Origin of the sequence: Streptomyces humidus (assembly GCF_014649655.1) — a bacterium.
Taxonomy (GTDB): Bacteria; Actinomycetota; Actinomycetes; order Streptomycetales; family Streptomycetaceae; genus Streptomyces; species Streptomyces humidus.
In genome coordinates, this window is sequence record NZ_BMTL01000014.1 from 1 (window position 1) to 13,944 (window position 13,944).

Annotated in this window: 12 protein-coding genes; 6 read left to right on the top strand and 6 right to left on the bottom strand. The window is 67.9% G+C overall.

Going from position 1 to position 13,944, the window contains the following annotated elements:
• Positions 1-131 precede the first annotated feature (131 nt).
• Complete coding sequence (locus IE239_RS17655; RefSeq protein ID WP_190150299.1) at positions 132-1,706, bottom strand: serine/threonine-protein kinase; 1,575 nt, start codon at positions 1,704-1,706, stop codon at positions 132-134.
• A gap of 481 nt (positions 1,707-2,187) precedes the next feature.
• Positions 2,188-3,642 carry a hypothetical protein gene (locus tag IE239_RS17660; protein WP_229878155.1) on the bottom strand — a complete coding sequence of 485 codons (1,455 nt, stop codon included), beginning with the start codon at positions 3,640-3,642 and terminating at the stop codon, positions 2,188-2,190.
• 495 nt (positions 3,643-4,137) lie between these two features.
• Here IE239_RS17660 and IE239_RS17665 point away from each other — a divergent pair, with 495 nt between their 5' ends.
• From IE239_RS17665 to IE239_RS17675, 3 genes are all read left to right on the top strand, one after another.
• Entirely contained in the window at positions 4,138-4,626 is a 489-nt protein-coding gene (locus IE239_RS17665) for a hypothetical protein (RefSeq protein WP_190150300.1), read from the top strand.
• A gap of 258 nt (positions 4,627-4,884) precedes the next feature.
• Positions 4,885-5,214: a helix-turn-helix transcriptional regulator gene (locus IE239_RS17670; protein ID WP_190150301.1), complete on the top strand. Its 330-nt coding sequence runs from the start codon at positions 4,885-4,887 to the stop codon at positions 5,212-5,214.
• A gap of 72 nt (positions 5,215-5,286) precedes the next feature.
• Complete coding sequence (locus IE239_RS17675; protein WP_190150302.1) at positions 5,287-5,880, top strand: hypothetical protein; 594 nt, start codon at positions 5,287-5,289, stop codon at positions 5,878-5,880.
• Here IE239_RS17675 and IE239_RS17680 read toward each other — a convergent pair.
• The 4 genes from IE239_RS17680 to IE239_RS17695 form a co-directional block, all read right to left on the bottom strand.
• Entirely contained in the window at positions 5,865-7,064 is a 1,200-nt protein-coding gene (locus tag IE239_RS17680) for a hypothetical protein (RefSeq protein WP_190150303.1), read from the bottom strand. The two genes, IE239_RS17675 and IE239_RS17680, sit on opposite strands and share 16 nt — an antisense overlap.
• A 10-nt stretch (positions 7,065-7,074) precedes the next feature.
• Positions 7,075-8,172 carry an XRE family transcriptional regulator gene (locus tag IE239_RS17685; protein ID WP_190150304.1) on the bottom strand — a complete coding sequence of 366 codons (1,098 nt, stop codon included), beginning with the start codon at positions 8,170-8,172 and terminating at the stop codon, positions 7,075-7,077.
• Between the two features lie 149 nt (positions 8,173-8,321).
• Positions 8,322-8,684, bottom strand: a complete 363-nt coding sequence (locus IE239_RS17690; protein WP_190150305.1) for a hypothetical protein — start codon at positions 8,682-8,684, stop codon at positions 8,322-8,324.
• A 1,201-nt stretch (positions 8,685-9,885) separates the two neighbouring features.
• Positions 9,886-10,761, bottom strand: coding sequence for an undecaprenyl-diphosphate phosphatase (locus IE239_RS17695; protein ID WP_190150306.1), 876 nt, complete (start codon positions 10,759-10,761; stop codon positions 9,886-9,888).
• 378 nt (positions 10,762-11,139) lie between these two features.
• Between IE239_RS17695 and IE239_RS17700 the strand changes: the two genes are divergently transcribed.
• Genes IE239_RS17700 through IE239_RS17710 form a run of 3 tightly spaced genes read left to right on the top strand, consistent with a single transcriptional unit; the run spans position 11,140 to position 13,930 of the window.
• Complete coding sequence (locus tag IE239_RS17700) at positions 11,140-12,300, top strand: Gfo/Idh/MocA family protein (protein ID WP_190150307.1); 1,161 nt, start codon at positions 11,140-11,142, stop codon at positions 12,298-12,300.
• On the top strand, positions 12,297-13,226 hold the full coding sequence (locus IE239_RS17705) for a DUF6807 domain-containing protein (RefSeq protein WP_190150308.1): 930 nt from the start codon (positions 12,297-12,299) through the stop codon (positions 13,224-13,226). Before IE239_RS17700 ends, IE239_RS17705 begins: the two co-directional genes overlap by 4 nt.
• Positions 13,220-13,930: a cupin domain-containing protein gene (locus IE239_RS17710; protein WP_190150309.1), complete on the top strand. Its 711-nt coding sequence runs from the start codon at positions 13,220-13,222 to the stop codon at positions 13,928-13,930. The genes IE239_RS17705 and IE239_RS17710 overlap by 7 nt, the downstream gene beginning before the upstream one ends.
• Positions 13,931-13,944: the final 14 nt, after the last annotated feature.

Consider the following 13,944-nt stretch of genomic DNA (forward strand, 5'->3'; position numbering starts at 1 on the left):
CCGAGGCGACACTCGGGCTAGCGGCCTGCCCGCCCTCAGCCACCGAAAGCGAAACGGTCCGCCGACTCCGTCGGTGGACCGTCAAGAAAGATCGAGGTTAGTCGATCACGCTCGCGCCTGTCCGTCGGTCGTCAGTCGTCGTCGGAATCGATGAAAGTACCGAGACCGCTTCGCAGCACGGGATGCAGGGTTCGGATTACCGCACTGCCCACAGTCCACTCGATGAACGGTTGTCCAGCCATGCGGAGTCCTTCGAGAGCGGCGACCGCGTCCTCGGGCGTTCGGATTTTCTGTAGAATATCGACGGCAACATCACGCACATGCCAACGATTATGGTTAGTGCCCAGATGGGCAAGCCCACGGACGGCCTCTCGGAGAATGATCGCATCACCCGTGGCTACGACAGCACGGCGAGCAAAATCCGCAAGGATGTCGCACATTCCGAAATCAAAGGACCCCTCCAGGCAACTCGCGAACGCCTGGAAGATGCCGGTGAAGCCTGCGGGGTTCTGCTGCCACCACCACTCCACTGAATCCGACGGCAGGGCGCTAAGGGCCCAGGAAAATTCCCCCATGTCCTCGTCGTCACTGAAGTCCAGCTCGTCTGCCCAGCGAACGAACTCGTCGAGGGCGGCTTCATCCACGACACGACCGGCCTTGAGGCGGGGGCGCAGGCGTCCCGCCTTCTCCTCGGCGGTTTCCCATCGCCCGGTCGGCGCCGGGGCGACCGCCGATTCGATGGCCGCCAGCAACTCGGTCGCACTGGCATGGCGCTGGCCGCGATCCTGGGAGATCGCACGCTGGATCACGCCCCGCAGCGGTCCGGCCGGCACAACGTCGTCCACCGGGGTGCCACCCGTCAGAAGCGCCTGCATGATCTTGCCTGCGGAATAGATGTCCGCGCGCTCATCAACATGCTTGGCATCCCTCCACTGCTCAGGGGCAACATAAAATCGGGTTCCAAAGCCGTCGAAGGTGGAGGTGAGGAGACCACTCTCCTCCACTACTCGCGCGAGCCCGAAATCAGCAATAGCCCAAACCCCATCAGGAGTTCGCAGCACGTTCCCCGGCTTCAGATCGCGATGAAGAATCCCTTGACTGTGAATATATGCAAGTCCGGCGCAGATGTTCCGCATCACGGCAGCCACGTCCTCGGCCTTCATGACGCTGCCGACTTCGTCGGAGAGGATGCCTCGGGCTAGCGGCATTGCATACCACAGGCCCAGGTCTTCATCTTTCCCGCTCGCCAGCAGCTTCATGACGTTTGCATGGCCGAACGTGGACATCAGGCGGAGTTCCCGCTCGAACCGAGCAACAGTCTCCACGTCGAGTGCATGCGTCTGCTGCAGGACCTTTACGGCCACCTGATCGTCATCACCCGCCTCAAGGTCTCGCGCGCCGAACACGACGGCGAACCCGCCGCCATCGATCTCTGCCCCGAGTTCGAATCGGCGCCCGACCGAACGAGGCTGCCCAACGGGTGCGGGGCGCCCCGCCCCACGCCTCAGACCACTGCTTCCCCACCGCCGGATGATGTCCAGATCCCAGATGTCGCCAGCGCTGAGGGAGGCCACCGGGGCCGGGAAATCATCGCTCTGACGGAGCTTGGCGACCTGCTGCCGACTGACTCCGAGCTCAGCCGCCACTTCCGAGACTCCGCCGATACGACGGAACGGCCTAATATTAGTTGTCATGAGGTCAACCATACGTCAATGGTTGACCTCGCGTCGCCTATTGCCTCAATGCCTGCGACAGTCGACCTCCTGCGACAGCTTGACAGTTCACATAACCAAGGACTCGACGTACGGGCGCTTCTGCGCACCGATAGACGGGTGTTTCGGAGGTCACTGGGTGTTTTACCTATGGGGCAATGGTGTGATCGACAGGTTTGGCCCCCCCCGGGGCCTGGTGAGCTCGCATCAAGCGACGCGTGGCTCCAGCTGACGGTCGGCGCCCCTGCCCGGCGTTGTGCAGGCGAACTCCGGGCACCGGCACCTACCTCCCTGCGCCGCTCTTGGCCGAGGCATTCGCGGAGTTCCAATACCCGACTCCACCGTTACACCTTCAACCGGACGCGCACAAGGCCGTTATTGGTGGCGGGGAGCGCGTGGACGTTCCGCTCACCATCGCCGCATGAATGATTCTCCGCCCTGTCACCTTACGGACAGGGCGGAGGCGTCGCCCTGATCAGGGGCGCTGTGCGACCTCCTCTTCGGGCGGTGTCCAGCGACCCTTGCTGTCGAACGGCCAGGGATGGGCGTAGAGATCGCCCTGAAGGAGTGCGCGCAGAGCCTCACGGCTGGCTGGGGGATCCGGCGGAGTCACCAGCTGCGCGCACAGTGGATCAATCCGGTCTGCGTACGCCTCAGCCCACTGCAGCCACTCCAATTCCTCCGCCGCAGCGGACGCGCCGTCGGCTCTCGTGCGGGCCGCGCGGCAGAAGGCGCGGATCTCGGCGGCCCGATGCCGTGCCTCCACCTGCTCGACCAGGACTTTCTCTCGATGCCGCTCAACTTGCCGCTCCCGTGCCTGCGCAACAGCCGCGTACCAGCGGCGTCGCTGCTCGGCCTTGCGGAGTTCCTCTTCCCGCTGCCGGCGTTCGGCCGCCGCGGCACGCTGTTCGAGATCCTGCAGAAGGTGCCCCAGGCGGGACTCCAGTGTCCACCGTGCGCTGTCCCTGTAGGTGTACGAATTCTGGTACCAGCTTCTGGCAGGCGCACCGAGTTCGAGGCGTCCGTTGAACTCGTGGTCGTACTTGGGGATACGAGTCCAGGGATTGCGTTGCTGTTGGCGGATCTCCTGAGTGCTCGGCTCGTGCGGCACCTTGGTCGTCTGCTCTGTGATCGCGAGCGGGAGCGCGTGTCCGCGGATGACGATGACCATGACCATCTGGTGTACGGCCTGGCCGCGATGATGTTCGGTTCGGGTCTCCACCTGGTAGCCGCGGCTTTCCGCCTCGGTCAGGAGCGCGTGCATGATTCGCAGGGCACGGTCCACCTGCTCCCGTGACACATGCAGAGAAATGACCTCGGGCGTCCCGCGGGTGTCGACTACGGTCTTGGACCTGCCGAGGGCCTTGCGCGTCGCCCGGACGAGCTGATGAGGACGGCCCAGCACGTCGGGGACATCGATGGTCGGCACCGGCGGCGGTTGCGCAGCCTTCTCGGCTTCCTCGTAGACCAACGTGAAGACGCAGTCGCCACGCTGCCGTCCGGTCCAGCGCAGCTTGAGCTCTCCTGGCACGTGATCGTGATGGAGCGCGTCGTAGAAGGCCGCCCGCCACCGCCCCCGGGTCTGCGGGCCCGGATCAGGGACGGTGAGCTTCCAGATAGTCGCGGACTGCAGTCGAGCGATCAGCTCGGCTCCGTCGGCAGGAGCGCGCTCGGCCTGTTCGGCATCACCGGCCAAGCGCTCCTTCTCGGCTTGGACCTCCTTGGGATGCTTGCCATGTTTGAGGAAGTAGCGGCCGTCCGACGTCACCACTGCGACGTGCCCGCTACCGCGCCAGCTCCGCTTGATCAGCCCACGCTGCTCAAGAGCCCAAGCCGTGTTCGAACTCTTGGGAGCGATGGGCACGGCACTGGACGCTGCAGCGATCTGGCGGAACATGGCAGCCTGCTGTTCAGTCAGCGTGTACTTCACGAGCTTCGGCTCCACCTCGACGAGCTACGGGCAGACCCCAAGGTAGGGCCGATGAATAGGCTCGGAGCGCTTCCCGTCGCCCGTTCGGGTTCCACCACCCGAACCTGGTCGTGTTGAGGTCAGCCAATGGTGTAGGTGGCTTGCCTGGCTCAACCCGTCGAACAGCGTGCCGGGGCTGCTCTTTGGGCTCGGATCGTACGGCGGCAGGTCCTTGCGTTGGCACCAGCACCCTGCCGAGGTGCGGAAACACAGTCTTCAGCAACTCCCCACACTGACCGAGCATCGCACCATCCGTGACGGAGCGTCACCGGCGCACGTAAGCATGACCGGCTTCACGGAAATCTTGGAAGAGCCAGGATTCACCCGTCGTCGGCAGCGGGGCCTTTGCACGCCAATAGCGAACCCACCGGTAACGCAACCGTGCAGCCCCCACGCGAGTCGTACCCGTACACACCAGGCGCCGCTCATCAGCGCCGCACCATCCCTGGGGGGACCTTGAAGACCCGCACCACCCTGTACGCCACTGCACTCGCCGCCACCATGCTGCTGCTGGCCAGCTGCTCCGACTCCAACGACAGCGCCGCCCCAAGTGCCACGACATCCGCCCCGGCCTCCACGACCGCCGAGGAACCTGTCTCCACCGCTGAGGACTGCAAGGAACTCCTCGAGAAGAACTACGCCGAGGACAACGTCCACGATGCCTCCGACGAAGCCCCCTGCATCGGCCTGAACAACGACGAGTACGTCGCCGCCGTCGGTGACGTACTCGCCAATCACAAGGACGACATTCTGACCAGCGCGGCCAATGAGGCGGTCTACGACACCGCGTGGGACTCCGTCGATCCGGACACCCAGCAGCTCATCTGCGACACCATGATCGAGGAGGGCACCGAGCCCGTGGCCGGCCTCCTCGACATCACCGTTGAAGACCCCTCCGTCGACACCTCCGAGATGGCGCAGTACCTGTTCGACAGCAAGTGCTGAGGCCGGCCCCGTCGCGGGGACAGCCCGAGCGCCTATATCGGGTGCGGCCGAACCTGCGGACCGGAGGTATTCGGCAAGCGCAAGGTCAGTCGCAGCAGCACGACAGATCATCCTGCCGGGGCACTCACCAGGCGCCCCAGAGCTCCCGCCCAAGCGCCCGCGCTCGACACCACCCGTACGCCAGCCTCCACCAGGACGGATGAGTTTCTCGGCAGGTGCAGGGTTGACATATGAGACGTGATAAACGAATCATGAATCATGTTTCAAAGCCCACCTGAGGGGACGCGCGAGCTCTCGGGGAGCCTCTTCGGGAACCGCTATCGGGCGGAAGTACTGCTCGCGCTCGCCCAGGCCGATGACCGGGGTGTCTGCATGGGAGATCTGGCGGCTTCCTACGGGATCTCCGCCAGCCTCTATCAGGCGCCGATCCGGGCGCTGGTGCAGGCTGGGCTGGCCTTGCAGCTGCCGCAGGATCCCGGGGAGCGGCGCAAGCACTACCGACGCAGCAACGACAACGAGCTATGGCAGTACCTCGAGGGCCTCTTGCGTCGTTTGGCAGCGGTGGCAGGAACGGAACAGGTTGGATAGCCGACGGGGCCGGTGTTTGCGGTCACGGCCGGGTGAGGCAGGGTGGAGACCATGATGACCTCGGTAGGTTCCGTGCTCGACAGCTCGGTGAAGACGGTGTCCGCCCAGCTTGTGGAGCAGGGCGGGAAGACTGCGTTTACCCAGGTCATGGGAGAAAAAGCGTTGTTCTTCTACCGCCTCGACCCTGCCGAGGACGAGCGCCGCCGAGAGGTCGGCGCGGAACGCCTGGATCGGCGGCACCCGCTGGAGACGCTGTTGTCGCTTCCGGTCGGCATGCCCGTTCCGTTGGCCTCACTGAACCAGCACGAAAGGCGGGCACTTCGTTCCTTGCCAACCGGAGCGGCGGACCGGGACCGCCGGACGGTGACGCGGCGTGCGGTGCGCCCTCTGCAGGTGGATCTCGCCGTGGTTCCGGCGGCCGGGTGGCGCCAGGGACTGGAGAGAGCAGGCCGGTTCGCCCCGTTCTGCCGTCGGGCCATGCTGCTCAGCCGCCGTCCCGCGCGCCTGGACGAGGTGCTGGCGGAAGCGGACTTCTACGGCATCGGAGTCCTCATCGACATGGGGGACCAGATCGAGATGGCCCTGGAACCCGAGTCCTACCGGCCGCAGAGGCATACCGCGGCGGCCTGGCGGTTCGTGGAGGAGCTGTATCAGCGGGTGTGCTGAGTACGCGGGGCTTCGAGGGCGGCAGGGACAGAATCCGGCGCGGCCAGTGCCCACCGGTCGAGCTGCTCGGGCACCTTGAAGGCATTGGGCTGCCGGAGGGTGGCGTTCACCAACGGGTACTGGTCGACGGCGCTGCGGCATCGGTTGTGCCACCACTGTTCCCGTTTGATCCCCGCGGGAATCGCGCAGAGGTCGCGGAGCCAGCCCATGAGCACGGCGATGTTGTGAGCGGCGGCCTGCGCGGGCAGGGGCGTGTGGTTGCTGATGAAGATGTCCAGGGACCGGCCTTCGCAGGCGTAGCACTCGCAGATAGGCGCGGGAGCGCCACCGTACTTGTCCGCCAGGTTGTCCCCCAGGTAGAAGTCCATCAGCTCGGGGTGAAGCACATGCGGCGCAGTGGGGCCGCCGCCCCCTTTCCTACTCGTCTGCGCCTTCTCTCCGGGAGCCACGATGTGCCGGAGGCCGCTGCTCCCACCGAAGGCGGTGAAGAGGGCGCCGGACGCCAGGGCGCCGAAGGCGGCGAGGTCGGCACGGGCCAGCGCGGCGTCCGGCACCTCGGCGATCAGCATGCGCAAATGAGCGACTGCTTTCGCGTACCGTGCGAGCGGGTCCATCTGCCCGCCCAGCATGATCGCCTTGGGCCCTCGGACCATCTGCAGAAAGCCGATCAGCTGTCGAGTCGACTCCTCGTTCCGGAGCCACGCCACGTCGACCGGCACCGCAAAAATCACCGAAGGATCGCCGAGTCCATCCATGCGGAGGACCGCAGCTCGGAGCGCGTCGGAGTCCTCGGCATGGATGTAGCCGGTCGGGGTGATCGGCGCGGTGACGCCGGCCGCTCGCTGCCGGGAGAGGGAGACCTCCAGCGGGTCATTCATGAAGAACCCGGCCGGCTTGTTCTCGGGGAACGGAGCCTCCTCGGTGGCGGAAACCGATTCGTAGCAGGCCGGATCAGCGAGCAGGACCCCGCTGTACCCCTCCTCCCGCCGCATCCGCTGCGCCGTCCGCGCAGCCTTGTCGCCACACAGGAGCAGGCCGCTGAGACTGGGGGCGATCTGCTCCGAGACCCCCTTGACGAGTGTGGGGCGAGTCTGGATCAGCATGCGGCCGCGCAGGAGGGCCATGCCGTCCGATGCGGAGTCAGAAGGGCGAGGACGGGACGGGACGGCGGAAGGGTCAGTCATGGACGGTCCTTCAATGCGACGGCAACGGTGACGTGCGGTGACCTTCGACGTACAAGTGCTGGAAGTCCTCGGGCAGCAACCGGGCGCAGGCGGCTGCCGATTCGAGAGTAAGCCCGCGCTCGTCGAGCAATGTTCGTACGAGTGCGGGGACGGTCCGGGGCTGCTCGCGAGGGATCTCTACGGGTTCGGCCGTGCGGTAGCCGAGTGCGGACATCTCGATGACAAGGGTGCGGTGCTGCCACTCGGTCAGCGCGTTCAAGTCAAGGGCGCGGCGCAGCAGAGCACTCATGGACACCCGCCAGGTCCGCTTGAGTTCCATGAGCCGTTGCAGATCGACGCCGCCCTTGAAAGCGTTCCGGATATCCGCGGCAGGCATGAGGAGTTCTGCCGCGAAGGCGTCGGCCTGCTTCTCCTGCTGGGACCCGGTGCCGGGCTCCCCGTGCATGATCAGGTGGCCGAGTTCATGGGCGACGCTGAACCGGCAACGGTCGCCGGGCGCCCGGCCGTTGACCAGGAGCAGTGGGGGCCCGGCCTCGTCCCACTGGCTGACGGCGTCCAGCAGATCACTGCCGAGATCCCGTACGGCTACCAGCCCTCCGGCATTCTCGACCGCCTCGATCACATCTGGAACGGGTCCCGGGGCCAGCCCCCACGCCTTGCGCACTTGGCGGGCGACGTCCTTCGGGGTCGTGAGCGTGGACAACAGCACGCGCACGAACCCAGATGCTTCATCAGAAACTTGTGCCGCCGACGTGATTCCTCGCAACTGCACTTTGGTGAGGGCCAGTTGAGCGTGCACCTGGCGCAGCGCGGAGGCGGACAGGGCGGCCTTCTTGCGGTGATGGATCAGTCCGACGCCCACCCCTCCCACCTGTGGATCCAGACAGAGTAGGTCCTGCGGGTAGCCGAGCGCGGCCGCATACCACGCCAGCCGGTCGTCACAAACGGCGAGTCGCCCGGACTCCGCCCGGCTCACGTATCCCTGCGACACTGCCGTCGCTCCCATGGGAGATGCCTTGGACATGGCCGCGCAGACCTCCGCCTGTGTGAGCCCGCGAGACTCGCGCAGCAGGACGAGCATCCCGGGGTGGGCTTGCGTGCCGACCATGCCTTCACCTCCTCCGGCCTCAACCCACGCCTCAGAACAGCGCTCCGATTTTCACCTCAGGATAGCAGCCCAAATTATTCCGCGCCGAATGTGATCGATGGCCGCCCTCCAGAAGAATCGCTCGTGCAGGTCGGGGCCTCTCTGGCTGTTCAGCTGTCCGGGCCCGCTGGCGGAAACCTGCGGCCGGGCCCACGCCGTCGCGGCATCGGCACCACCGTGGCGCCGGCGGCGTCCTCCTGGTCGCGGCGCAGGTTCACCACCTCGATCGCCAGCTCCACGGTGGTTCGCCGCGGGTAGGCGGTCAACTTTCTTTCCCTTGCCAGCTGTTGCCTGGTGTTCTTCAGCTCCTCGGTCACGGCCGGGTACTGCTCTGCGAGTTCCTGGGCGGCAGTCGGCACGCGGTCCTGCGCCTTGGCGCGAAGCCGGAACTCATCGACCAGGGCCTGGTGGTGGGAATAGACCATGGCGGGATCCTCTTCAAAGGCCGACAAGAGCTTGAGGTTCGTGGTCACCAACTGCTCGGTCGGGGAGCCCTACACGCTCAAGCTTCGCATCGGGGACTGGGTCTACTCGTGAGAGGCCGTCGGAGGTCTGGTTGAAGGCCGATGCGTGTCCCGACTGGCGCGTTGGCGGGTCTCATCGGTGTCTTGCTGGGGGCTTCGACGATCAGCGTAGGGGTCGCGTCCGGCCGGTGGCATCAGAGCGTCTCCTCAGAGACACCACTGGAACTCGAAGATGTCCATGGCGAGACGCCGATGTGACAATCGGGTAGGAAGGTCGGGTGACCGGCCCGCCTACCCGATTGGTGCTCCGTCAGGAGAGCAGCTCAGGATCACCTTCGAAGAAGCATCCTCCGCGGTTACCTACAGCGAGGACCCCGGGGACGACCGTCAGCCACTCCCAGTCGGCGAAGAGTGCGACGACACAGACGGCCTGCGCTGACCTGAGCGCACGCACAGAAACTGCCCGACGAGCCGGGGGGTTTGTTGGGCTTGGTCCGCTTTGATGGACATCGGAGATCAGAGGCTTGGCCCCGAAGTGAACCGGTGGTCAAGCGCGGAAACGGCGACCTCGCCCCGCGTTCCCCGGATTAGCGCGTCTGGTAGCGATTGGTTTACTGCGCTTGTAGGTGCCGTGAGCCCAGAACCCGCCTTCGAAGATGTAGTCACTCCAACGCATGAGGAGATGACCGCCTGGGCCTACGCACCCCCGGAGTGTAGCTCCCGGTCTCCCAGGGTCGGGGCATCCTCGAAACACGCCCAGCCTTCGGCTCGCTATTCGAGCTGGAGGCCGCGACGGTGACCGGCCCGAGGGTCGGTCTGCATGAGCGCCTTGAACGGCCCGTACGGCAACGTGTGAAGGACGTGGAGGCACGCCTCGGCCGGCTCACCCTCACGGCCGCCGCGCTGGACGCCCTCACCGGCGATGCCTGGGACACGGTGGACGAACGGCTGCGTTTCCTCATGGAGAAGGCCGCGGCCTGGGCCGGACATGAACCTCAGATGACCCATTTCACCCTCTGTGCGGAAGGGCCCGCACGTCCGTGCGGGCCCTTCCGTGTCATCCCCTACGTTGCGGACGCACATGCCCTAGTGGGGCGTATCCCGCCTCCACGGTGGGAGATGAGTGGGAGACAAGTGGGAGATGATCATGGCGTGGTGCTGCAATCAGGCGCTAGGAAATGCTAGACAGCGCTACCTGCGCGGCCCTGGTTCAGCCGCCGGATTCGCCCGCGTGCGGGCTCAGCGCACCCATGCTGACCAGCACAATCACCACCACACCGAGGGCGATCCTGTACCAGACGAACGGCATGAAGCTCTTGTGGGAGATGAACTTCATGAACCAGGCGATGACGGCGTAGCCCGACGCGAAGGCGATCACCGTCGCGAACAGCGTCGGCCCCCAGGCCACATGACCGCCCTCCAGCGCGTCCTTCGTCTCGAAGACACCGGAGGCCAGCACGGCCGGGATGGCCAGCAGGAACGAGTAACGGGCCGCGGCCTCGCGCTTGTAGCCCATGAACAGGCCGCCGCTGATGGTCGCGCCCGAGCGCGAGACGCCGGGGATGAGCGCGCAGGCCTGGCAGAGGCCGAATATGAGGCCGTCCTTGACGCCCAGGTTCTCCAGGGTCTTGCGCTGCTTGGGCGCGCGGTGCTTGCCGCCCGTCTCGTCGCGGGCCGCGAGCCGGTCGGCGATGCCTATCACGACGCCGACGACGACGAGCATCGTGGCCGTGATGCGCAGGTCGCGGAAGGGGCCCTCGATCTGGTCCTTGAGGGTCACGCCCAGCACCCCGATCGGGATCGAGCCGACGATGACCAGCCAGCCCATCTGGGCGTCGTGGTCCTTGCGCATCGTCTTGTCGAACAGCGACCGGCTCCATGCCGCGATGATCCGCCCGATGTCCTTGCGGAAGTAGATCAGCACCGCGGCCTCCGTGCCGATCTGGGTGATCGCCGTGAAGGCGGCGCCGGGGTCCTCCCAGCCGGAGAAGGCCGCGGTCAGCCGCAGATGCGCGCTGGAGGAGACGGGGAGGAACTCGGTCAGCCCCTGGACGAGTCCGAGGATGAGGGATTCAAACCAAGACATGAGGTTACGGAGTCCAAGTGCCGATCGGAGAGGGGCGTCGACGACGGCAGAAGGCCGCGCCCAATGATCTGATCAAGGGTGTGCAAAGAAAGGGTAGCGGTCTCGTGCGACAGGTCCTGCACAGGGGCTCGGCGGGGGCGCGACGAACCGGGTTCCGCGCCGTGCGCCGGGACGTTCGGGCGGTTGGCCGGCCGTGTTCCCGTGCCGCACCTCGGAACGTCCGGACGGTTGACCCGCCGCCCGGCCGCCGCATACGTTGCTGCCGACGGGAAAGCGCTTGCTGTGCACGGGTGCCGCACACGTGCCGCGTGTTTCCCACGCGCTTGGCCGGACCCGCCCGGTCCACGCCCGTACGTCGGAGGAGTGCTGATCACGCCCATGTCCCCCACCACTCCGCCGCCGGGTCCGCTCGACGGCCGCCGGATCCGGGCCGCCGTCGTCGGCGCGGGCGCCATCGCCCGCGGCTCCCATCTGCCCGCCCTCCGGCAACTCGCCGCCGAGGGCGAGACCGAGGTCGTGGCGGCCGTTGACATCGATGCCAACGCCGTCCGGGCGTTCTGCGCGGAAAGCGGCGTGCCGAACGCCTACACCGACCTCGACCGGATGCTGGCGGAGCAGCGGCCCGACCTGGTGACCATCTGCACCCCGCCGACCCTGCACCGCGAGCAGAGCGTGGCCGCGCTGCGGGCCGGCGCCTGGGTGTGGTGCGAGAAGCCGCCCGTGCCGACCCTGGCCGACTACGACGCGGTGGCAGCGGAGGAAGGAACGCCGGACGGCCCCTTCTCCTCGATCGTCTTCCAGCACCGCTTCGGTTCGGGAGCCCGGCACGTGCGCCGGCTGCTCGCCGGGCAGGCCCTCGGCCGGCCGCTCGTCGCCCACTGCCAGACCACCTGGTACCGCGACGCCGCCTACTACGCCGTGCCCTGGCGCGGTCGCTGGCAGACCGAGGGCGGCGGCCCGGCGATGGGCCACGGCATCCACCAGATGGACCTGCTGCTCGACCTCCTCGGTCCGTGGAGCGAGGTGCGGGCCATGGCCGGCCGGCTCGTGCACGACGTGGAGACGGAGGACGTGTCCACCGCCCTGCTCCGCTTCGAGAGCGGCGCCCTGGCCACGGTGGTCAACAGCGTCCTGAGCCCCGACGAGGTCAGCCGCATCCGCGTCGACTGCGAGCGCGCCACCGTCGAACTCACCCACCTGTACGGCCACTCCAACGCCGACTGGCGGCTCACCCCGGCCCCCGGCGTCCCCGGCGACGAGGCGGCCGCCTGGGCGGACTTCGGCACGGACGTGCCCAGTTCGCACCTCGCCCAGCTGCGCGAGCTGGTCGCCTGTATGCGCGCCGGCCGACGGCCGCGCAGCAGCGGCGAGGACGGCCGCACCAGCCTGGAGCTGATCACCGCGCTGTACAAGTCGGCGTTCACGGACACGACCGTGCGGCGCGGCGAGATCGGTCCCGGCGACCCCTATTACACGGCCCTGCACGGCGGCGCCCCGGGCTGGGCGCCGGCCACGGCGTCCGCGGAGGTGCCCGCATGACCGCGGAGCTGCGTCTGGTGCACGCCCACGGCGACCGCGTCACGGTGACCGACCCGGGCACCGGCGTCGAACTGCTGGCCTACGTCTACCGGCCCGAGGCGGCCTGGGAGGCGCCCAAGCCGTACATCCACCCGCTGCGGACCCTCGCCGGCGACGTCGTCACCGACTACCGGCCCAACGACCACCGCTGGCACAAGGGGCTGTCGCTGACCGCCTCGCACCTGTCGGGCGCCAACCTGTGGGGCGGCAACTCGTACGTCCACGGCGAGGGTTACCGGGAACTGCCCGAGCGGGTCGGGTCGATGGCGCACGCCGGCTTCGACGAGGTCGCGGCGAGCGAGGGCCGTGCCGTCATCGCCGAGCGGCTGACCTGGCATCCGTCCGGCGGCGAGCTGTGGGCGGAGGAGGCGCGCCGCATCGAGGTGCACGACGTCGAGCCCGACTCCGGTTCCTGGGCGCTGACCTGGACCAGCGCCGTCACCAACCGCCGGGACGAGCCACTGCGGTTCGGCAGTCCGACCACCGCCGGGCGGGAGATGGCCGGCTACACCGGCCTGTTCTGGCGCGGACCGCGCGCCTTCCGGGACGGCCGGATCATCGGACCCGAAGGCGAGGGGCCGGGGCTGATGGCCTCGCAGAGCCCGTGGCTCGCCCTCGGCGGAGAGCACGACGGCGTCGACGGCCACGCCACCCTCGTCTTCGCGCACGCCCCCGAGAACGACCACACCGGCGCTCAAGGGGCCCACCCCGCCCACTGGTTCGTGCGCAACGAGCCCTTCGCGGGCGTCGCCCCCTCCTGGGCCTTCTTCGACGAACTGGAGCTGGCCCCCGGCGACACGCTCACCCGCCGCTACCGGGTGGTGGTGGCCGACGGGGCCTGGGAGCGGGAGGAGATCGCCGAGTACCTGCGGACGCACCCGTGGTGAGCGCGTACGCCGGACTGCCCGGCGGGGTGGCCGTCTCGCACCTGTGCGTGTACGACTGGCCCGCCGCCGACGGTCTGCACGGCGGAACCCCCCATATGCACCTGGTCTGTTCGGAGGGGTACGTCGTCACCCGCGGACGCGGAGCGGTGCAGACCCTGACGGCCTCCGGCCACCGGGTGACGCCCCTCGCGCCCGGTACCGTCGCCTGGTTCACGCCGGGCACGATCCACCGGCTGGTCAACGAGGCCGACCTGCGCATCACCGTCCTGATGCAGAACGGCGGGCTGCCCGAGGCGGGCGACGCGGTCCTCACCCTGCCGCCGGAGCACCTCGCCGACCCCGAGGCGTACGCCGCCGCGACCGCCGTCCCGGCCGACGCCCCCCGCGAGGAGCAGGCCCGCATCGCCCGCGCCCGGCGCGACCTCGCGCTGGAGGGCTACCTGGCGCTGCGCGAGGCGCCGGACCCCCGGGCGGCCCTGGCCGCCTTCCACCGGGCCGCCGCCGCGCTCGTCCGTCCCCGGCTCGCCGAGTGGCGCGAGCGCTGGACGCACGGTGCGCGCGCGGCCGCGGAGGCCACCGGGGAGCAGCTCGACCGGCTCGCGGAAGGCGACGTCTCCCACCTCGCCGAGGCCGTCGTGCGGGCCGAAGAGCCGTCCGAGTACGGGAGGTTCGGCATGTGCGGGCGGCTGGACGCGTACGCGTGACCCTGGGCCCGATG